Annotated in this window: 18 protein-coding genes; 11 read left to right on the forward strand and 7 right to left on the reverse strand. The window is 72.8% G+C overall.

What is annotated here, in order from left to right; genetic code table 11:
• Position 1: 1 nt before the first annotated feature.
• The 3 genes from ACFQ79_RS27725 to ACFQ79_RS27735 all read right to left on the reverse strand — a co-directional run bounded on the left by ACFQ79_RS27725 (position 2) and on the right by ACFQ79_RS27735 (position 3676).
• Positions 2 to 2467: a protein kinase gene (locus ACFQ79_RS27725; RefSeq protein WP_383588460.1), complete on the reverse strand. Its 2466-nt coding sequence runs from the start codon at positions 2465 to 2467 to the stop codon at positions 2 to 4.
• Positions 2468 to 2587: 120 nt separating this feature from the next.
• Complete coding sequence (gene greA, locus ACFQ79_RS27730; RefSeq protein ID WP_030323988.1) at positions 2588 to 3085, reverse strand: transcription elongation factor GreA; 498 nt, start codon at positions 3083 to 3085, stop codon at positions 2588 to 2590.
• 189 nt (positions 3086 to 3274) lie between these two features.
• Complete coding sequence (locus ACFQ79_RS27735) at positions 3275 to 3676, reverse strand: DUF4307 domain-containing protein (RefSeq protein ID WP_383588464.1); 402 nt, start codon at positions 3674 to 3676, stop codon at positions 3275 to 3277.
• Positions 3677 to 3774: 98 nt separating this feature from the next.
• Between ACFQ79_RS27735 and mca the strand changes: the two genes are divergently transcribed.
• Positions 3775 to 4656 (forward strand): mycothiol conjugate amidase Mca, encoded by an 882-nt coding sequence (gene mca / locus ACFQ79_RS27740; RefSeq protein ID WP_383588467.1) that lies wholly within the window; start codon positions 3775 to 3777, stop codon positions 4654 to 4656.
• A complete protein-coding gene (locus ACFQ79_RS27745) occupies positions 4649 to 4894 on the forward strand; it encodes a hypothetical protein (protein WP_383588470.1) in 246 nt (81 codons plus the stop codon). Before mca ends, ACFQ79_RS27745 begins: the two co-directional genes overlap by 8 nt.
• Positions 4895 to 5018: 124 nt before the next feature.
• Here ACFQ79_RS27745 and ACFQ79_RS27750 read toward each other — a convergent pair whose 3' ends face one another.
• Complete coding sequence (locus tag ACFQ79_RS27750) at positions 5019 to 8282, reverse strand: tetratricopeptide repeat protein (protein ID WP_383588472.1); 3264 nt, start codon at positions 8280 to 8282, stop codon at positions 5019 to 5021.
• 588 nt (positions 8283 to 8870) lie between these two features.
• On the opposite strand from ACFQ79_RS27750, the gene ACFQ79_RS27755 reads away from it, so the two are divergent.
• From ACFQ79_RS27755 to ACFQ79_RS27790, 8 genes are all read left to right on the forward strand, one after another.
• Positions 8871 to 9053 (forward strand): cypemycin family RiPP, encoded by a 183-nt coding sequence (locus ACFQ79_RS27755; RefSeq protein ID WP_266968743.1) that lies wholly within the window; start codon positions 8871 to 8873, stop codon positions 9051 to 9053.
• Positions 9054 to 9416: 363 nt separating this feature from the next.
• A complete protein-coding gene (locus tag ACFQ79_RS27760; protein ID WP_383588475.1) occupies positions 9417 to 10922 on the forward strand; it encodes an alpha/beta fold hydrolase in 1506 nt (501 codons plus the stop codon).
• On the forward strand, positions 10912 to 11472 hold the full coding sequence (locus tag ACFQ79_RS27765; protein ID WP_383588478.1) for a hypothetical protein: 561 nt from the start codon (positions 10912 to 10914) through the stop codon (positions 11470 to 11472). Before ACFQ79_RS27760 ends, ACFQ79_RS27765 begins: the two co-directional genes overlap by 11 nt.
• Positions 11469 to 12041, forward strand: a complete 573-nt coding sequence (locus ACFQ79_RS27770) for a CypD family RiPP peptide-cysteine decarboxylase (protein ID WP_383588481.1) — start codon at positions 11469 to 11471, stop codon at positions 12039 to 12041. Before ACFQ79_RS27765 ends, ACFQ79_RS27770 begins: the two co-directional genes overlap by 4 nt.
• On the forward strand, positions 12034 to 12771 hold the full coding sequence (locus ACFQ79_RS27775; protein ID WP_383588484.1) for a class I SAM-dependent methyltransferase: 738 nt from the start codon (positions 12034 to 12036) through the stop codon (positions 12769 to 12771). The genes ACFQ79_RS27770 and ACFQ79_RS27775 overlap by 8 nt, the downstream gene beginning before the upstream one ends.
• Positions 12768 to 13400, forward strand: coding sequence for an ATP-binding cassette domain-containing protein (locus tag ACFQ79_RS27780; RefSeq protein WP_383588487.1), 633 nt, complete (start codon positions 12768 to 12770; stop codon positions 13398 to 13400). Before ACFQ79_RS27775 ends, ACFQ79_RS27780 begins: the two co-directional genes overlap by 4 nt.
• Positions 13397 to 14947 carry a hypothetical protein gene (locus ACFQ79_RS27785; protein ID WP_383588490.1) on the forward strand — a complete coding sequence of 517 codons (1551 nt, stop codon included), beginning with the start codon at positions 13397 to 13399 and terminating at the stop codon, positions 14945 to 14947. The genes ACFQ79_RS27780 and ACFQ79_RS27785 overlap by 4 nt, the downstream gene beginning before the upstream one ends.
• A gap of 82 nt (positions 14948 to 15029) precedes the next feature.
• Positions 15030 to 17051: a thioredoxin domain-containing protein gene (locus ACFQ79_RS27790; RefSeq protein WP_383588492.1), complete on the forward strand. Its 2022-nt coding sequence runs from the start codon at positions 15030 to 15032 to the stop codon at positions 17049 to 17051.
• Positions 17052 to 17127: 76 nt separating this feature from the next.
• Here ACFQ79_RS27790 and ACFQ79_RS27795 read toward each other — a convergent pair whose 3' ends face one another.
• From ACFQ79_RS27795 to ACFQ79_RS27805, 3 genes are all read right to left on the reverse strand, one after another.
• On the reverse strand, positions 17128 to 17535 hold the full coding sequence (locus tag ACFQ79_RS27795) for a rodlin (RefSeq protein ID WP_030324004.1): 408 nt from the start codon (positions 17533 to 17535) through the stop codon (positions 17128 to 17130).
• A gap of 94 nt (positions 17536 to 17629) precedes the next feature.
• Positions 17630 to 18670 (reverse strand): LCP family protein, encoded by a 1041-nt coding sequence (locus ACFQ79_RS27800; protein ID WP_383588497.1) that lies wholly within the window; start codon positions 18668 to 18670, stop codon positions 17630 to 17632.
• A 417-nt stretch (positions 18671 to 19087) separates the two neighbouring features.
• Positions 19088 to 19498 carry a rodlin gene (locus ACFQ79_RS27805; RefSeq protein WP_383588500.1) on the reverse strand — a complete coding sequence of 137 codons (411 nt, stop codon included), beginning with the start codon at positions 19496 to 19498 and terminating at the stop codon, positions 19088 to 19090.
• Positions 19499 to 19716: 218 nt separating this feature from the next.
• Here ACFQ79_RS27805 and ACFQ79_RS27810 point away from each other — a divergent pair.
• Positions 19717 to 19997 (forward strand): rodlin (locus ACFQ79_RS27810; protein WP_383588504.1); only part of this gene is annotated, 281 nt, incomplete at its 3' end.

Consider the following 19997-nt stretch of genomic DNA (forward strand, 5'->3'; position numbering starts at 1 on the left):
ACTACTCCTTCTCGCCGGGCAGGGCCACGGAGGCGACCGCACCCTTGTCGAAGACGACGTACGCGATGCCGCCCACCGGCAGCACCTCCGGCTCCCGGATCTGCTTGGCGACGATGTCGCCGAAGCTCGGGTCGTAGTACTCCTCCTCGGCGCGCGGACCGGGCGCGCCCGGCACCGGTGTGACCTTCAGGCCTCCCGGCCTGCCGTCGGCGCCGAGCCGCACCGTGTAGAGCGCGGAGTAGTCGGCGTACACGACCTGGTCGCCGGCGAGAAGCGGCGACGACCAGCTCTGGGCCAGGCCGGACGGAGCCCGCTCGGCCGGGAACGAGGCGAGGGTCCCGCCGGTGCGCGGGTCGAGGATCCGCAGGCCCCCGTCGAAGGTCACGACGGCCCGCGGTCCGACCGCCGAGGGGGCCGCCGTGCCGAGGCCGCCGGGCAGCGACGCCTTCGAGGCGAGGGTGCGGGCGTCGAGCAGGTGCAGGGCCGTGTCGGTGTCGCTGCCCGACCCGGCTCCGGCGCAGTACGCCGACGCGCCGAGCACCTTGATGTCCCAGCAGTCCTTGGCGGCGGGTTCGACCTGCCCGAGCTGGGTGCCGTTCCGGGCGTCGTACGAGACGAGTCCGCCCTGGCTGAGGGCGTAGACGACGCCCTTGGCGTAGGCGACGGGTTCGTACGCGCGGCGCTCGGCGAAGGAGGTCTCGCCGTTGGTGAGCTCCTTCGACCACAGCTTCTCTCCGTCGGCCAGGGAGAACGCCGTCAGCGCGGCCCGTACGTTCAGGGCGTCCTCCGCCACGTTCGTCGCCGCGAAGACGGTCCCGTCGGCGACGACGGGCCGGGTGGCCCAGAGGCCCTGCGGGCCCACGGCCGGCTTCTCCCAGCGGACGGCCCCCGTGAGCGCGTCCCGGACCTGGAGGGAGCCGTCGGCGACGAGGACCGCGCTGCCGTCGTGGACCGTGGGGGCCGTGGCGCTGCCGGCGGCGAAGGGGAACCCCTTGCCGCTGACATAGGTCTCGCCGGGGGTGTCCTTGGCGGCCGGGACGTTCCACAGCTTCTCGCCGTTCGCCGGGTCCAGCGCCTCGTACCGCCCGTCCGTGGTCCGGCAGACCAGGACCTTCTCGCCGGCCGAGCAGCCGAGTGCCGGGGCGCTGAGCTTCGCCTGCCAGGGCTTCCAGCCGGCCGGCCGCTGGGCGGCGTTCTGCGGGACGACACCGGAGGAGTCGGCGAGGCCCCGGCCGTCGACGCCCGGGATCCGGGGTGCCGGCGGCGCGGCGGGCGGCGCGGCCTTCGGAGGCTGCGGCTTCCCCGGTCCTCCCTCCGGCCACAGCAGGTAGGCGCCGACGCCACCGGCCACGACGGCCAGGGCCACGGCGGCCGCGAGCAGCCGGACCCGGCGGCGGCGGGTCGCGCCGGCCGGGTCGCCCGCCTCGGTCCCGGAGGTCCCGGCGGTCCCGGCCCGCCCGGCCGGCGCGGAGGCCGGTGCCTGTGTCGCCGCGGAATGCAGACCGGGTGCCTCGGGGTCCGCCGCCGCGTTCCCGGGGTCCGCCGGGGCGGCCTCCAGGAGCGGACCGCCGGAGGCGACGAGCTGGGCGAGCTCCGTCCCGTACTCGCCGATGTGGTCCCGCACCGGCCCGGGCCACGGGAAGACCTTGGGCGTGCCCCCGCCGAGCAGCTCCGCGAGCGCCTCCGGCGCCGGCCGGTCCGCCGGGTCCAGGGCCAGGCAGGCGGCGACGGTGTCGCGCAGCTCCTCCGGGACCCGGGCGAGGTCGGCCTCGGCCTGGGAGACCCGGTACAGGACGGCCGCGAGCGGCCCGTCGCCGAAGGGGTCCTCGCCGGTCGAGGCGTAGCAGAGCAGCGAGCCGAGACAGAAGACGTCGGAGGCGGCGGTCACCCGCCGGGCGCCGGCCACGTGCTCGGGCGACATGAAGGAGGGGGTGCCGACCATCAGACCCGTGGCGGTCATGGTGGTGGCCGTGTTGCTGCGGGCGATGCCGAAGTCGATGAGGCGGGGCCCGTCGACGGAGAGCATGACGTTGCCGGGCTTGAGGTCCCGGTGCAGGACCCCCGCCCGGTGCAGATCGACGAGGGCCCGCGCGACGCCGGTGCCGAGCGCGCGGACGGTGTCCACGGGCAGGGCGCCGCCGCGCCGGACGGCCTGCGAGAGGCTGGGACCCGGGACGTACGCGGTGGCCAGCCAGGGCACCTCGGCGTCGGCGTCGCCGCCGAGCGGGGCGGCGGCGTACGCGCTGTCGACGAGCGCGGCGACCCGTATCTCCCGGCGGAAGCGGTCCCGGAAGGCGGGATCGCCCGCGACGTCACGCCGCACGGTCTTCACGGCGACGAAGGTGCCGTCCGCGCCGGAACCGCCCCGCCCGAGGAAGACCTCGCCCATCCCGCCGGCCCCGAGCCTGGCGAGCACTTCGTACGGTCCTATCAGGCGTGGTGCGCCCTCGCGCAGCGGTCCCAGCACGGTGTCATCCCCCTTGTGACGCGGTGTCAGGCCGCATCATGCCTCATCGGCCCAGAACGTGTGCAGGCAGCACGAAGGGCCGGCCCCGGTGGGGGCCGGCCCTTCGTGGAGAGCAGTGCCTCAGCCGGTGTACGGCTTCGCGCTGAGGATCTTGACCGTGGCCTTCTTGCCGTTCGGCAGCTCGTACTCGGCGTCGTCACCGGCCTTCTTGCCGTTGACGCCGACGCCGAGCGGCGACTGCGGCGAGTAGGTCTCGATGTCGCCGCTCGCGTACTCGCGGGAGGCGAGCAGGAAGGTCATCGTGTCGTTCTCGTCGCCGTCGAAGGCGATCGTGACGACCATGCCCGGCTCGACGACGCCGTCGTCCGCCGGAGCCTCGCCGACCTTGGCGTGCTCGAGGAGCTGGGTCAGCTGCCGGATGCGGAGCTCCTGCTTGCCCTGCTCCTCCTTGGCCGCGTGGTACCCGCCGTTCTCGCGCAGGTCCCCCTCTTCGCGGGCGGCGGCGATCTTGATGGTGATCTCCGTGCGCGCGGGACCAGACAGGTACTCAAGCTCGTCCTTGAGCTTGTTGTACGCCTCCTGGGTGAGCCAGGTGACGTTGTCGCTGGTCTGGGTCACAGGTGCTCCTCGTAGGTACTGGGAATACAAAGCATCGCCCTACACGGGAAAGCTCTGCTGTCCCGGGTGGGCGAAACCACGAGCCTAACAATGAGTGGCGAAAAGCGGGAGGACATAACCATCAAGATGGCGTCACCCCAGGTCACCGGGGTGACGCGCCGGGACTCGACACCCGGTCCCTACCCACCGCTACCGAGCCGTACACCCCATGAGCTCCGCGCTGGTGGCGCGGGCGGTCGTGCGCAGCGAGTAGACGCGGTCGACCCGGCTCGCGGCGTCGTCGACCCGGACGTCCTTGCGGGCCACCTCGGCGCCGTCCTCGGAGCGGGAGCGCAGGGTGCAGACGCCCTTGACGCCCTCGTCCTTGCGGATCTCCAGGTGGACCTGGACCTCGGTGGAGCTCACCACGTCGAACTTGATCATCTCGGCGCTGATCTTGCTGTCGACGACGTAGTACCAGCCGAACCAGCCCATCAGGCCGAGGAAGAGGACGCCGAGCACCGCGCCCGTGATCTTGAGCTTGCGGTCGGCCGCCTCGTCCGCGGAGCGTCCGTAGCGCCCCTCGGGCAGCTGCTCTCGCACCGCGCTCATGATCGATCCTCTCGAAGCCGGGGGTGGCGGAATTTTCACTCCCCCGATTCCGTCACTATAGAGACCACCCTCCGCGTCGAATCACTGAGGATCGAGTCTTGACTGAGCAGCTGCGACTGATGGCCGTTCACGCCCACCCCGACGACGAGTCGAGCAAGGGTGCGGCCACGATGGCCAAGTACGTGTCCGAGGGGGTGGACGTCATGGTCGTGACGTGCACGGGCGGCGAGCGCGGCTCGGTCCTGAACCCCCAGCTCCAGGGTGACGCCTATGTCGAGGCGAACATCCACGAGGTGCGCCGCAAGGAGATGGACGAGGCCCGCGAGATCCTCGGCGTCTCCCAGGAGTGGCTGGGCTTCGTCGACTCGGGCCTGCCCGAGGGCGACCCGCTGCCGCCGCTCCCCGAGGGCTGCTTCGCCCTGGAGGACGTCGACACCGCGGCCGGGGAACTGGTCCGCAAGATCCGCTCCTTCCGTCCGCAGGTCGTCACGACCTACGACGAGAACGGCGGATACCCGCACCCCGACCACATCATGACCCACAAGATCTCGATGGTGGCCTTCGACGGCGCGGCCGACGCCGCGAAGTTCCCCGAGGCCGAGTTCGGCCCGGTCTGGCAGCCCCTGAAGCTCTACTACAACCAGGGCTTCAACCGCCCCCGCACGGTCGCCCTGCACGAGGCGCTCCTCGCGCGCGGCCTGGAGTCCCCGTACGGCGAGTGGCTGGAGCGCTGGAAGGAGTTCGGGGGCAAGGAGCGGACGCTGACCACCCACGTGCCCTGCGCGGAGTTCTTCGAGATCCGCGACAAGGCCCTGATCGCCCACCGCACCCAGATCGACCCCGACGGCGGCTGGTTCCGCGTCCCGATGGACATCCAGAAGGAGGTCTGGCCGACGGAGGAGTACGAGCTCAGCAAGGCGCTGGTGCCCACCTCCCTCCCCGAGGAAGATCTCTTCGCGGGCATCCGCGACAATGCCTGACATGAGCGCACACCTGGCACTGACCCAGCTTGTCCCCTTCGCCGCCGAAGAGCTGGACGAGAACAAGGTGACCCCCGGCGTCCTCGGCTTCGTCGTCTTCGCGGTGCTGGCCGTCGCGGTCTGGCAGCTGATGAAGTCGATGAACCGCCACATGGGCAAGGTCGACTTCGAGGAGGCGCCCGACCCGGCCGCCGCCCCGGAGACCCCGGCCGCCTCGGCCGGCGCCGCCGGCAAGTAGCCGACCCGCCCCCGGGCCCGTACCCCAGCGGTACGGGCCCGGGGGCACCGTCGTGCCACGGCGGGCTACGCCCCCGGCACCCCGGCCTCCCGGGTTACGCCGCCGCCACCCCCGGCCTCCCGGGCTACGCCCCCGGCACCCCCAGGACCTCCCGGGCGTGCCGGTGCGGCACCATGCCCAGGTCCCAGGCCTGCCAGGGCGTCGACGGGTGGATGCCCCGGCCCAGGACCACCGTGTACGCCTCGGCGCAGTCGTCGAGCCGCGGGTCGCGCGCCGGATGCCGGTCCGCGACCAGCGCGGCGAGCTCCTCGCGCGCCGTGACCGTCCCCGGCTCCGGGTTCCCCGGAACCGCGTGCGGGAGCAGCGTGCAGCGCAGGAAGCGGGCCCAGTCCGCGCCCCGCAGGTCGCCGTACGTGCCGAACAGCGCACGGGCCTCGTCGCACAGCCCGAGCGCCTGCGGCACCCGGGCGTTGCCGGCGTCGATGATCGCCAGTTCCAGGGAGGTCCAGGCCTCCCCGTGCGGCACCCCGATCCGGTGGAAGTCCGCCCGCGCGTCCACGAGCAGCTGCCGGGCGAAGCCCGAATTGCGCAGACCGCCGGTGCGGGCCGCGAGCTGGTCGCGGGTGACCCGCCCCGAATGGTGCCGGGCACTGGCCAGGCCGTACACGTCCCGCATCCGCGAGAACATGGTCCGCGCCCTGCCCAGCTCCCGTACCGCGTCGTCCCGGTCGCCGCGCTCCTCCAGCGCATGGGCCAGGTGGAACAGCGTCCACGCCTCCCCCCGCGCGTCCTCCTGCTCCCGGTGCCTGGCGAGCGCCCCGCGCAGCCCCTCGACGGCCGGTTCGGCGTCCCCGGCGGCGAGCCGCGCCCTGGCCAGCTGCGTCAGCGCCCAGGCCTCGCCGCGCCCGTCGTGGATCCGCCCGTAGCCGTCGAGGGCCTCCCGCAGTGCGGCCTCCGCGCCCGGCACGTCACCCCGCAGCAGCAGCACCTGGCCCCGCTGGAAGTGCGCCCACGCCTGCCCGTGCGGGGACTCGTGCTCCCGGTGCAGCGCGAGCGACCGGTCGAGCAGCGCCGACGCCTCCGCCAGGTTCCCCCGGTCCCGCTCCACGGCCGCGAGCGCGTGCAGCGTCCAGCCCCGGTCGGCGGCGAGCGCCTCCGGCTCCTGGAGCGCGAGCGCCTCCCGCAGCCGGGCCGCCGCGTCCGTGAGCCGGCCCTGGTGGTGCAGGGTGATGCCGAGCGAGCAGAGCGCGAGCGCCGCCCCCGGATCCTGGTGGGCCTCCTGGTAGAGCGACACCACGGACGTCAGGGTCGTCCTGGCCTTGTCGAGCTCGCCGATCTGCCGGGCCGCGATGCCGGTCCGCCACTGCACCGAGCGGGACAGCTGGCCCTGCCCGACGGACTCGGCCAGTTCGTTGATCTCGCCGAGCCGGTAGAGGTCGCCGCGCAGCAGGCAGTAGTCGCAGAGCGCGCCCAGCAGGTCGAGCACGGTCTGCTGGTCGACGCCCTCCGTGTGCCGCAGGGCCGCGGTGATGAAGCTGGACTCCTCGTCGAGCCAGCTCAGCGCCGCCTCCAGGGAGCCGAAGCCGTGCCCGTCGAAACGGTTGGCGCGGGTCGACATCTTGCCGTCGACCATCCGGATCACCGCGTCCGCGAGCTCTGCGTAGTTCCGTATCAACCGCTCCTGCGCCGCCGCGATCTCCGCCGCGTCCTCCTCGTCGAGGAGCCGGGCGGCGGCGAAGCCGCGCACCGCGTCGTGCAGCCGGTACCGCTCCCCGCGCACCGGGGCGAGCAGCCCCGCGCCGGCCAGCTCCCGCAGCAGCCGGGCGCCCTCGGCGCCGCTCCCGTCGAGCAGCGCGGCGGCGGCCGCGGCACCGAGGGAGGCCCGTCCGGCGAGCGAAAGCCGCCGGAGCAGCCGCCGCGCCTCGTCGTCGAGGTCGACGAAGTACCGCGTCCCCAGGGCGCGTTCGACCGGGGCGTCACCCCGGCCCGGTCGGCCGAGGGCCTCCGCCAGCTCGTCCATGGACCGCCGGCGCAGCAGGGAGCCCGCCGCCCGCAGCGCCAGCGGGAGCCCGCCGCACAGCTCCCGGATCCGGTCGAGCGCCTCCGCGTCGTAGGGGCCGGGGTCCCGCGCCCCGCCCGCCGCCCGCAGCAGATCCTCCGCCCCGGCCGCGTCGAGCGCCGCCACCGGCAGGACGTGCGCGGCCACGTCCCCCAGGTCCAGCGGCTCCCGGCAGGTCACCAGGACCAGACTCTCGGACCGCTCCGGCAGCAGGGCCCGTACCTGGGCCGGGTCCACGGCGTCGTCCAGGATCACCGTCACCGGCACTCCGGTCAGCTGCCGCTGGTACAACTCGGTGAGCCGCGCGACCTGTTGGTCCGCCGTGGCGCCCTCGCGGAAGAGGAGCCGGTCGCGCGGGGCGCCGAGCCGGTTGAGCAGATGGAGCAGCGCCTCCCGGGTCGCGAGGGGCCGCTCACCGCTCGCGCCTCCCCGCAGGTCCACCACGCACGCGCCGCGGAACTGGTCGCGGAGCGCGTGCGCCGCCCGTACCGCGAGCGCCGTCCGCCCGGATCCGGGCTCGCCGTGCAGCAGGACCACCGTCGGCCGGGTCTCCGCCGAGGCGCGCCCGGTCTGCACCCACCGGGTGATCCGGGCCAGTTCCTCCCGGCGGCCCGCGAAGTCTCCGCCGGGGTCGGGGAGATGGCCGAAGGACCGTTCCAGTACGGCCCGCCGGCGGGCCGCCGCGCTGCGATCGGTCCCGCGCAGCCGCTCGGGCCGTGCTGTGACGGACCGTCGGTCCGGGGCGGACCGTTCCTCCGTCGGGGGTGCGGCGCCGTTCCCCTCGGCGGGCGCCACCCGCTCCCGTTCCAGGTACGGGCGCATGCCCCGCACCTCCAGGGCCTTCAGCCAGCGCAGTCGCGCCGCCTCGACGGCGGCGTCCGGCACGGCCGCTTCCGCCGGTGCCGTCGGCGAGGTCGCGACTGTCGGCGCGGCCTGTGCGGCCCGTCCCCCCGTCGCCTTCAGTACCGTCGCCGCGGCGCCCGCCGCCGCGACCACCGCGCCCGCGCCGAGCGCCGTCCCCGTCGTCGTACCGAGTGCCAGGTCCGCGCCGACCGCGGCGACGGCCGCGACCGCGGCGACGAGCGCGGGGCCGCCGAACAGCGGGCCGGAGGAGCGGTTCGCGGTGGTCCGGGTGCCGGCCTCGCCCTCCTCGACGGCCCGTACGTACGCCGCGTACTCCTCGCCCGCACCCGCCGCCATCGCGTCCAGCGCGGCGCGGCCCCGGGCGAGCAGCGTCTCCGCGTCCGCCCGGCGCCCGGAGCTTCGCAGCTCCTCCTCCACCGCCCGTTCCCACAGCCGCTCAGCCTCGGCCCGATGGCTGTCCCGCATGTGCGTCCCCCTCCGCGCGTGCCCGGCGATCCCGTTCCTGAGGCCCTGTCAGGCCCCGGACCGTGCGCGTCCAGTGTGCTGCGCGGGGCGCGAAGGCGCGAGAGCGGAGAAAGGAGGGGGTGGCCGCGGCGGGACGGCCGGCATGCCGAACGCCGAGGGGCGTCGTGGGTCGATAACTGGCCGGATGCCGTGCGGGTCGAGCTTCCCGGGTCCCGGCACCCGGGGCTCCCGCGCCCGGCCCCGGTATGGCGGGGCACCCCCGCGCGGCGGCGCCCCAAACACCGTTCGCGGCCGGCGGAATCACCGTCCTCAATCTTCCGAGTCGCCCCGTATAAAGGATCCGTAGTGGTGGCCGAAAAGAGTTGGCACTCCTGTTTCTTTCCCGCTCCTGTGTTATATGCGGCAAGAGACCGTCAATTGCGCTTGACGAGTTCTTGAAGGTCTGCCTAAGGTCGGTCCGCAGCTTCCAGTTGCAAACGTTGTGCAGCGCGTTCACACAGAGCGGGCGACGGGGGTGGCAACGTTCTATATGCCTGGACCATTCGCTCGCATGACCACCGACGAAAGGTTAGTGAAGTGCGATCTGAAATGACTCTTACGAGCTCGAATTCCGCTGAGGCTCTGGCGGCGCAGGACTTTGCGAACACCGTTCTCAGCGCGGCGGCCCCGGGCTTCCACGCGGACTGCGAGACGCCGGCCATGGCCACCCCGGCCACGCCGACCGTCGCCCAGTTCGTGGTCCAGGGCAGCACGATCTGCCTCGTCTGCTGATGAAGCACTGAGCCTGCCGCCGGAGAGGCCCGTCACGACCGGGCCTCTCCGGCGCGCGGTTCCGCAGGACTCACGACGGCGGCCAGGTATGCGACGGGGGAGACGGACAATCCGGTGAAATGGAAGTGGCGGAGGCAGTACGCCTCGAATGCGAAAGGCGCTCAGGAAGCGGCCGATCGCGTATTTCTTCCGATTGCGGTCGGCCAGGCCCTGGCGGCCGCGGAGACCCTTTTCCTCCGTGAAGAATTCGAAGACGACGGATATTTGCGGGGCACATCGGCCCAGCAGTATCCGCAAGGCACATTACGGCACCGGATAGGCCGCGTACTCGACCATCCGCGCACTCCCCGCGTCCTGGCGGGAGTGACCCTCGCAGCATCGGCCGGGCTGGTGCTCGCACGCGGCAACCGGAAGGCGCAGATCGCCGCCGCCGCGGTCATCGGGACCTGCAACCGGCTGAGCGAGATCCGCACCCCGTACGGGCGGGACGGCGCGGACCAGATGACGGCGGTCATCACCCAGTACCGGGCCCTCACCGGGCTGATTCCCGACCAGCGGCTCTCCGACGACCTCTTCCTGCGCGCGGTCAACCTCCAGGCCGGGCTGAGCTATGCCGTCTCGGGAATCTCCAAGGCCTTCGGCAGCAGCTGGGTCCAGGGCGACGCCCTGCTCGAAGTCCTGCAGACGGAGGCGTACGGCCGGGGGCCCGCCGCGGCGATCCTGCGCAGGTACCCGCGACTCTGCCGGGCCCTGACCGTCGGCACGGTGGTGTGGGAGACGGCCTTCCCGCTCGTCTACCTGTTGCCGCGCAAGCAGGCCTCCCACGCGCTCACGGCCGTCAAGGCCTTCCACGTCGGCGTCGCGGCGGCCATGGAACTGCCGCGCTTCGTCTGGGGGTTCTTCGGCTCCCACGGAGCCGTCGGCTACGTCCTGGACACCCGGGGCGCACCCCGGACCTTCGAGAAGGCCGTGTTCGGCATCGCCGGCGGCGCCGTCCTCACGAGCGCGCTGATCGCGCGCGAGAAGCGCCGGGTCGCCGAGCGGCGGCGGCTCGGCCCCAAGGGCGCCGCGCGGCTGCGCCACGGCGACGGCGAGGTCGAGTACCGCGTGGACCGCCCCGAGGAGGGGACTCCCTCCCGCGCGGTGATCGTCCTGGAGTGCGGCCTCGGGCAGTCCTTCGAGTCGTGGGAATGGGTCGCGGAGAGCCTGGCCGAGCACCACACGGTCATCCGTTACCACCGCTCCGGATACGGCCTCACGACGTCCCGCGCGGCCAACGGCGACCTGCTCGCCGCCGTGCTCGACGAGGTGGGCGCCGAGGGGCAGATCGTGGTGGCCACCCACTCGATCGGATCGCTGAGCGCGGCCTCGTACCTGGGCGAGGGGTTCTTCGCCGGCCGCGTCGACAAGCTGATCGTCGTCGACGGCACCGACCCGGTGCTGCTGGACGAGGACCGCACGGACCGCAGGCGGCTCGGCCGGTTCCTCCAGGCACAGGTCTACACGCTCGTGGCGGCGCTCACCGGAATCTACGAGTGGGCTCCCAACGCGGTGGAGCGGCAGGCGGGCTACACGCCCGACGTCCAGTACAGCCACGTGCAGTTCGTGTTCTCGCCGAGGAACATCGTCAACTCGGTCCGCGAGTACCGCCGCATCCGGACCGAGGACGCCGTGGACCGGCTCGGGGCGGTCGACTCGGTCCTGGTCGTCGCCTCGGACGAGTACGCCGACCAGCAGGCGGTGCTGGCCGAGAAGCTCGGGGCGAAGTTCGAGGTGGTACGCGGCTCGGCGCACCGGTCGATCATCGGATACCGGGAGCACGCCGAACAGGTCGAGGGCGCTATCAGAAGGTTCATGGATGCTTACTGACCGGATCAAGGGCGGGGCGGCGACCGTCGCGGTCGGGGCGCTCGCGGCGCATCTGGTCGCGACCGTGCTGCAGAACACCCCCGACTCGTACAACCAGGACATGCGCACGTTCACGGGCGGCTGGCCCATTCCCGGCTGGCGGTTCTTCGCACCGAACCCGGGCGTGCAGAACGTGCACCTGCTGGTGCGGGAGACCACCGACGACGGCCCGACGCCGTGGCGCGACGTCACGCCCGTCGTGCCGCACGGCTGGACGCAGGTGCTGTACAACCCGCGGAGCCGCGGGCCCAAGGCGCTCTTCGACGCCATGCAGCAGCTCTCCATCATGAGCGCGAACCAGGCCGACTTCTCATGGGTCACCCAGAGCCTGCCGTACGACCTGGTGCTCGCGGCGAGCCGGGCCGCGGTGGGCGAGGACGCGCGTGCGCTGCAGTTCCTGCTGATGAACGTGTTCCCCAGCGCTCCGGCGGACCAGCGGATGAAGCCGATCCTCACGTCCGAGTGGATCCCCCTCGGCACCGCCCGTCGCCCGGCGGGAGCCACCGCGTGAACGTGGAGAAGTTCGAGGGCGCGGAGCTGCACGTCCACGTCACGGGCTCCATCAGCGCGGCGCTCGTGCCGTGGTGGATCCACTGGCTGCGGGACTTCCAGCCGGAACTGGTCGTGAACGTGTCGGTGACGCCCGCCGCCACGCGGTTCCTCGCGGTCCGGGCGCTCCGCCACCTGGCCAACGGCGCGGTGTGGGTGGACTCCTGGGACGAACCGGACGTGCCGCCCGAGGTCAACTCGGGGAAGAGCGGGGCCTCCGAGTGCTTCCTCGTCTTCCCCGCCACGCTGGACACCGTGATGCGCCTGGCGCAGGGGCGCGCGGACTCGCCCGCCCTCATGATGCTCCAGCTGACCGACGCGCCCCTCGTGATCGCGGACACGTTCCCGGGGTCCAACGAGATCGTCGAGAACAACGTGCAGACCCTCAAGCTCCGCCCGAACGTCGAGTTCGCGCCGCGGGTCAACGGCGTACGCGCGAGCAACCGGCAGACGGCCGAGGTGGGGTTCAACCTGCCGGGTGCCCTCGCCGTGGCCAACAGGATGCGGAAGGAAGGGCGTTCAGGTGAGTGACCCGAGCGTGTACGACGAGACGGCGATCGAGGCGTACGACCTGGTGTCGTCGATGCTCTCCCCGGGGGCCGGGCTCGTCGCCTGGGTGTCCTCGCACCGTCCCCTGGAGGGGCGGACCGTCCTCGACCTGGGGTGCGGCACGGGCGTGTCCGCGTTCGCGCTCGCCGAGGCCGGAGCGCGGGTCGTGGCGGTCGACGCCTCGCGGCCGTCGCTGGACCTGCTGGAGAAGAAGCGCCTCGACCGCGCGGTCGAGGCCGTGGAGGGCGACTTCCGCGACCTCCGCCTCGACACCGCGTTCGACGTGGTCACGATGTCCCGGAACACCTTCTTCCTCGCCCAGGAGCAGGAGGAGAAGATCGAGCTCCTGCGCGGCATCGCCCGGCACCTGAAGCCGGGCGGCGCGGTCTTCCTGGACTGCACCGACCCCGCCGAGTTCCAGCGCGCGGGCGGCGACGCGCAGTCGGTCACCTACCCGCTGGGCAGGGACCGGATGGTGACGGTGACGCAGACCGCGGACCGCGCCGGCCAGCAGATCCTGAGCATCTTCCTGGTCCAGGGCGCGTCCACACTCACCGCGTTCCACGAGCAGGCCACCTGGGCTACGCTGGCGGAGATCCGGCTGATGGCACGGATCGCGGGTCTGGAGGTGACGGGCGTCGACGGGTCGTACGCGGGTGAGCCCTACACCGCGCGCTCGCGGGAGATGCTGGTCGTTCTGGAGCGGCAGTGAGCGAAGTGCCGGCGATCGCCGCGGAGGACGCCACGGTCGTCCTGGACGGGACCACCCTCCTCGCGCCGACGACGTTCGAGGTGCAGCCCGGCGAGTTCTGGTGCCTCACCGGCAGCAACGGCTCCGGGAAGACGACCCTGCTGCGGGCCTTCCTCGGGAGCCGGCGGCTGACGGACGGCGCCGTCCTCGTGCGCGGCGAGACCGTCGACATGGCCAGGCCCCGGCACCGGCGCCTGATGGCCTCGCTCGTCGAACCGATCCCCGTCGCCCGTGACATGACGATCCGCGAGCAGGTGACCCTGGTCGCCGCCTCCTGGTACGGCAACACCGCGGAGACCGCCGGACGCGCCGACGAGATCATCGGTCGCCTGGGGCTCACCGACCTGGGCACCCGCTTCCCCTCCCAGCTCTCCTCCGGTCAGCTCCAGCTCTTCAACCTCGCGCTGACCCTGGTCCGCCCCGCCGACGTCATCCTGCTCGACGAACCCGAGCGGCATCTCGACACCGATCGCGTCGACCTCGTCGCCGCCCTGCTCTCCGAGCGCGCGGAGCAGGGCACGTCGTTCCTGGTCGCCACCCATGAGGCCGCGATGGTGGAAGCCTGCGACGGCGTCATGGAGCTGGGATGACCACGGACAGCATCACCGCCGTCGAGGCCGACCCCAGGGACCGCGTCCACGCCGTCCGGCACCGCTACGCCCACCGCGGCGACCGTGCCACGGTGCAGGACTGGGCGTACACCGTCTACCTCAGCGTCATCCTCGGCGCCGTCTACGTGGCGCCCGTCGTCTACCTGGTGAGAACCACGGATGCGCTGGTCTCCCTGCCGTCCGCCGAGGCGGCGACGCCCGTGGCGTGCCTGGTCGCGGCGGCGGTGTTCGGGGGCGCCCAGCTCACCGGCCGGTTCTGGGGACCGCTGGTGCTCAAGCCGTTCCTGCTGCACGTGTTCATGTCGACGGACCTGTCCCCGACGCACTACCTCGGCACGATCGCCCGCCGTCGGCTCGCGTACGCGGGACTCGGCACGCTCCTGGCGGTCTGCACGGCGACGTTCCTCGCGACCGACCTGTTCGACCACCCGGGAACCGCGCTGCTGCCGCAGGCCGTGGCCGTCGCGGTGGGCATCGGCGCCGTCGCCCCCGTCGCATGGCTGTGGGGCCAGGTCAGGACGGTGCGCGAGAACGTCCTGCTCGCCGCCGCCGTGGCCGGCACGGCGACCGCCGTGGCCCTGCTCGGCCGGTCCGCGCTCCTCGGCGGCAGCGGCCCGTGGCTCGTCAGCGCCGTCCTCGCGGTCGCGGCCGCGCTGCTGGGCCGGTCCGCCTTCCGGTCCGTCCGTACGGTCGACCTCGCCCGGCTCGCCCGCGAATCCGCGCGTGCCGCCGAGGCCCAGACCTTCGCCTGGACCGGCACGCTCCACCACGCGCTCGACCTGTACCGCCCGCAGCCGCGCGGGCTCACATCCGCCCTGACGCGCCCCGACGGGCGGCTGCGCGGCCACCTCGCCCAGGGGGCGGTCCGCGCGGTCCGCACACGGGGCCGCGCGATCGCGGCCGCGGTGTTCCTGCCCACAGGAGGCGCCCTGCTGACGTTCGGCGTCGCCGAGCCGGACGCCCGGCTCGCGACCCTGTCCTGGACGGCCGGCACGGTCGGCGTGTACCTGGGGTCCGGGTGGATCGGCGAGAGCTGGCGCGGACTGCGCGACGAGCTGACCCTGGCCCCGCTGCTCGGCGAGTGGTGGGGCGGGCTGCTGGGCCGCACCCTGGCCTGGCCGGTCGTCGCCGTCGTGGTCCCGGTGGGGCTCGCGAGCGCCGTCACCCTCCTGGCCACGTGGCCGCTCCAGGGCGGTGGACCGGCCGACGCGGTCCTGCTCACGGCGGGGTCGGTGGTGCTCGCGCTGGGCGCCAGGTTCCTGCGCGAGATGAAGATGAACCTGCCCGTCGAACTGCTGCTCCCCCTCATCACGCCGCTGGGCGACCTCTCCGCCCTCCGTGTCTTCGTGTGGCAGTTCGACGGACTCGTCGTCGTCCTCGCCGGCGTCCTGGTGATGAACGGGACGGGGTCCGCGTCCGGCGCGGCCCTGATCGCCCTGGGCGTGGCGGCCTGCTGCGTCTGGGCGGGCCTGCGCCGTACCGGCTGGTCCCTCCGGCCCTTCGTCACCCGCCTCGGCCGGGTGTAGCGGAGCCCCGCGGGAGTGGCCCCCGGTCCGCCGGGGGCAGGGGTCCCGCGCGACTCCGGGGCGGCAGGGCAGGATGGACACCATGGCGAACCGACTGGCCCATGAGACCTCCCCGTACCTCCTTCAGCATGCCGACAACCCGGTCGACTGGTGGCCGTGGTCGGCCGAGGCCTTCGAGGAGGCCCGGCGCCGCGACGTCCCCGTGCTGCTCAGCGTCGGATACAGCTCCTGCCACTGGTGCCACGTCATGGCGCACGAGTCCTTCGAGGACGACACCACCGCGGCCCTGGTCAACGAGAACTTCGTCGCAGTGAAGGTGGACCGCGAGGAGCGCCCCGACGTCGACGCCGTCTACATGGAGGCCGTCCAGGCCGCGACCGGCCAGGGCGGCTGGCCGATGACCGTCTTCCTCACCCCGGACGCGGCCCCCTTCTACTTCGGTACCTACTTCCCGCCCGAGCCCCGCCACGGCATGCCCTCCTTCCCGGAGGTCCTGGAGGGCGTCAAGGGCGCCTGGGCCGACCGGCGCGACGAGGTCGGCGAGGTCGCGGAGCGCATCGTGAAGGACCTCGCGGGACGCTCCCTCGCGTACGGCGGCGACGGCGTCCCCGGCGAGGAGGAACTCGCCCAGGCCCTCCTCGGCCTGACCCGCGAGTACGACGCGAACCACGGCGGCTTCGGCGGTGCCCCCAAGTTCCCGCCGTCCATGACCCTGGAGTTCCTGCTCCGCTGCCACGCCCGTACGGGCTCCGAGGGCGCCCTCCAGATGGCTGCCGACACCTGCGAGGCGATGGCCCGCGGCGGCATCTACGACCAGCTCGGCGGCGGCTTCGCGCGGTACGCCGTCGACCGCGCCTGGGTCGTGCCCCACTTCGAGAAGATGCTGTACGACAACGCCCTGCTCTGCCGGGCGTACGCGCATCTGTGGAAGGCCGACGGCAGCGACCTGGCCCGCCGGGTCGCCCTGGAGACCGCGGACTTCCTGGTCCGCGAACTGCGCACCCCCGAGGGAGGCTTCGCCTCGGCGCTGGACGCGGACAGTGACGACGGCACGGGCAAGCACGTCGAGGGCGCCTACTACGTGTGGACCCCGGCGCAGCTCACCGAGGTCCTCGGCGCGGAGGACGCCGCCCTCGCCGCCGCCCACTACGGCGTCACCGAGGACGGCACCTTCGAGCACGGCAGCTCCGTCCTCCAGCTCCCGCAGGAGGCCGGTCCGGCCGACGCCGACCGGATCGCGTCGATCGCCGCCCGGCTCCTCGCCGCCCGCGAGGAGCGCGAGCGTCCGGGCCGCGACGACAAGGTCGTCGCCGCCTGGAACGGTCTCGCGATCGCCGCCCTCGCCGAGACCGGCGCCCTCTTCGACCGCCCCGACCTCGTCGAGCGCGCCACCGAGGCCGCCGACCTGCTGGTCCGGGTCCACATGGACGAGTCCGCCCGCCTCACCCGCACGTCCAAGGACGGCCGGGCCGGCACCAACGACGGTGTCCTGGAGGACTACGCCGACGTCGCCGAGGGCTTCCTCGCCCTCGCCGCCGTCACCGGCGAGGGCGCCTGGCTCGACTTCGCCGGCTTCCTCCTGGACCTCGTCCTCGACCGCTTCACCGCCGAGGGCGGCGCCCTCTACGACACCGCCCACGACGCAGAGGCGCTGATCCGCCGCCCGCAGGACCCCACGGACAACGCCACCCCGTCCGGCTGGACGGCCGCCGCGGGCGCGCTGCTCTCGTACGCCGCGCACACCGGCTCGGACGCCCACCGTGCCGCGGCCGAGGGCGCCCTCGGCGTCGTCAAGGCCCTCGGGCCGCGCGCGCCCCGCTTCATCGGCTGGGGCCTGGCCGTCTCCGAGGCCCTCCTCGACGGGCCCCGGGAGATCGCCGTGGTGGGCGCCCCCGGCGACGAGGCCTTCCGCGAGCTGCGCCGCACCGCGCTCCGCGCGACCGCCCCCGGCGCGGTGCTCGCCTTCGGCGCCCCCGACAGCGAGGAGTTCCCGCTGCTGAGGGACCGCCCGCTGGTGGCCGGCGGCCCCGCCGCGTACGTGTGCCGTCACTTCACCTGTGACGCGCCGGTCACCGACCCGGAGGCGCTGCGCCGGAAGCTCTGAGGCCTCCGGAACGGGGACGGCCCCGCGACCCCTCCGAGGAGGGGCGGCGGGGCCGCACCGTGCCGCGCGTCGTCGCTCAGCTGTTGCCGGCGCCGTTGCCGGACAGCACGGGGATGTCGCTGAGGATGTGCGACAGCGGCTCGTCACCCTTGGCCTGGGTGGAGTTCTCCGTGCACTGCTGGTTCTGCGGGGAGGACAGGACGTTGACGTCCTGGACCGCGATCGGGATGAGGCCGATGAGCGAACCGGCGTTGACCTTGGCCGGCAGGCCGACGCACGGCTTGTTCAGGGAGCCCTGAACGAGCGCGAACTGCGGGCTCATGTTGCCGTGGGTGGCGGAGTTGCCGAACTCCTGGTGGGCGCCGTTGCCGCTGAGCGACGTGGTGCCACCGTCGTCGGCGATGGCGAGCGCCTGTCCGGCACCCGCCGCCGTCGCGCCGAGCACCGACGCGGCCACAGCAGCCGTAGCCAACAGCTTCTTCATTGTTCAGGCCTTTCGGATCGTGGCCCGCTGAGTGCCGAGCCGTGCTGATCAACTGGTCAGCGGTACGGAGGTTCCGCGAAGTCCACCGGACGGACTACGGGCAGATGAGCGAAGCCCCCGGCGTCGGCCGGTAGGTGCCCACGGAGATCTCGCTGGGCGCGACCTCGTCGGCCGCCGGCAGCGGGCGGTCCTCGCGCAGCCGCCGGAAGACCTCGGCCGCCCCTTCCTCGTCCCAGGCGATGGTGGACCCGACGCCCGCGATGACCGGGTTGAAGCCGCGTACGGGCACGGTGGCGAACTCCGTACGGTCCGGGGGCAGGTCCCGCAGCCGCCAGGCGAGCCGCACCAGCTCGGGCGCGGTGATCCCGCGTTCGGTCGCGCCCGTCCCCCGCAGGGTCTCGGCGAGGTCCTTGAGCCGGCCGGGATGGCCGAGGACGTCCTCGCGGAGCCGTTCCAGGGTGTTCACCACGAACTTCTGCTGCTTCCGGATGCGGCCGAAGTCCATCTGCCCGTCGGCCTTCCGCGACCGCACGTACTGGAGCGCCTCGCCGCCGCCGACCGGCTTGGTCCCGGGCTGCAGGTCGATACCGGTGGCCGGGTCCTTGAGGGGCGTCTCCGTACAGATGGGGACGCCGCCGTCGACGCGGTCCACCGTGTCCATGAAGCGCCGGAAGTCGATCTCCAGGTAGCGGTGGACGGGCAGCCCCGTCATCGACTCGACGGTCTCCACCGTGAAGGCGGAACCGCCCTCCGTCCAGGCACCGTTGATCTTTGCCTGATGGGCGGCGTGGAGTCTTCCGGTGCGCCGGTCGCGGTGCTGGTCGGGGAAGGAGGTCAGGGAGTCGCGGGGCAGGCTCACCACGTCGACGCGGTCGTTCCCGGCCGAGACGTGCACGAGCATCATCACGTCCGTGCAGTCGCACTCCTTCCCGCCGAGCCGGAAACGTTCCTTCTCCTCCGCGGTGACTCCCTTGCGGGTGTCGATGCCGACCACCAGGAGGTTCAGACCCCGTTCGGGGGAGGGGAGATCGGTGGGGGCGGCGGCGAGGGCGCCGGGAGCGAGGGCGGCGAGGGCGGCGAGCGCCGCCGGGACGAGCAGCGGACGTCCGGGGCGCCGTGATCGTGGGGATCTCATTCCCGCACGGTAATTCGATCACTCTCGCACACAGATACGCGACGCGACATGAACAGGACGAATCACTCTCCTGCGACGCCTGTGGAATGATGCGGGAATCGCAGCGGAAGGAGCGAAGATGGCGCCGGATCCCGGGAAATGGGAACGGATGGCCTTCATTCCGAAGAGCCGATATGTGAGCGACCCTCCCCCAGCCGACCGCACACCATTCCCCCTCTATTCCTCACTCGTGACCCAGTGGGTGCAGGCGGGCCGGACGGTACCGGGGATGCCCGACCGCGAGTGGGAACGCCTGATGGCCACCCCGGTCTGGCCGACCTGGTAGCGACGGGCCGGGCAGGCACGGAGCAGACGCGAAAGGGGCCGCCCCGGAGGGCGGCCCCTGACGTGTGAACGTCGTCGCGCGGAGGCGGAACGTCAGTTGTTGCCGACGCCGTTGCCCGACAGGACCGGGATGTCGTCCAGGATGTGCGAGAGCGCCTCGTCACCCTTGGCCTGGGTGGAGTTCTCCGCGCACTGCTGGTTCTGCGGGGAGGACAGGACGTTGATGTCCTGGACCGCGATCGGGATGGCCCCGATGAGCGAACCGGCGTTGACCTTGGCCGGCAGGCCGATGCACGGCTTGTTCAGGGAGCCCTGGACCAGCGCGAACTGGGGGCTCATGTGGCCGTACGTGGCGGAGTTGCCGTACTCCTGGTGGGCGCCGTTGCCGCTGAGCGACGTGGTGCCGCCGTCGTTGGCGATGGCGAGCGCGGGAGAGGCAACGGCGGCGGTGGCGCCGACGATGGAGACGGCTGCGGCCGCAGTGGCCATAACCTTCTTGATCACGGGAGTTCCCTTCTAGAACCGGCTCCGTGCAGGGAGCGGCCTGATCAACTGGCTATGGACGCAAGGGTTCCGCTGTGTCACTCCCTTGGCGGAGCGCACTCGGCAGCGCCAAACGAGGGGCCAGTCGAACGGGTGAAGCGCCGGAACCTCAGCCCCCGCGCGCAGTTGATCCCGTCGCATCAATCACGTCGATTGGTGGGAACAGGAACGGAATCACCGTGATCAAGAAGATTATGGCGGCTGCGGCTGTTACGGCCTCTGTTGTCGGCGCTTCTGCTGCGGCGGCCTCCCCGGCGCTCGCCATCGCCGACGACGGCGGCACGACCTCGCTCAGCGGCAACGCCGCGAGCCAGTCGTTCGGCAACTCGAAGACCAAGGGCGACATGAGCCCCCAGTTCTCGGCCGTCCAGGGCTCCCTGAACAAGCTCTGCCTCGGCGCCCCGGTCAAGGGCAACGTCGGCTCGGTCGTCGGCGTCCTCGTCCCGGTCGCGGTCCAGGA

Source organism: Streptomyces sp. NPDC056480 (assembly GCF_042795405.1).
Lineage (GTDB): Bacteria > Actinomycetota > Actinomycetes > Streptomycetales > Streptomycetaceae > Streptomyces.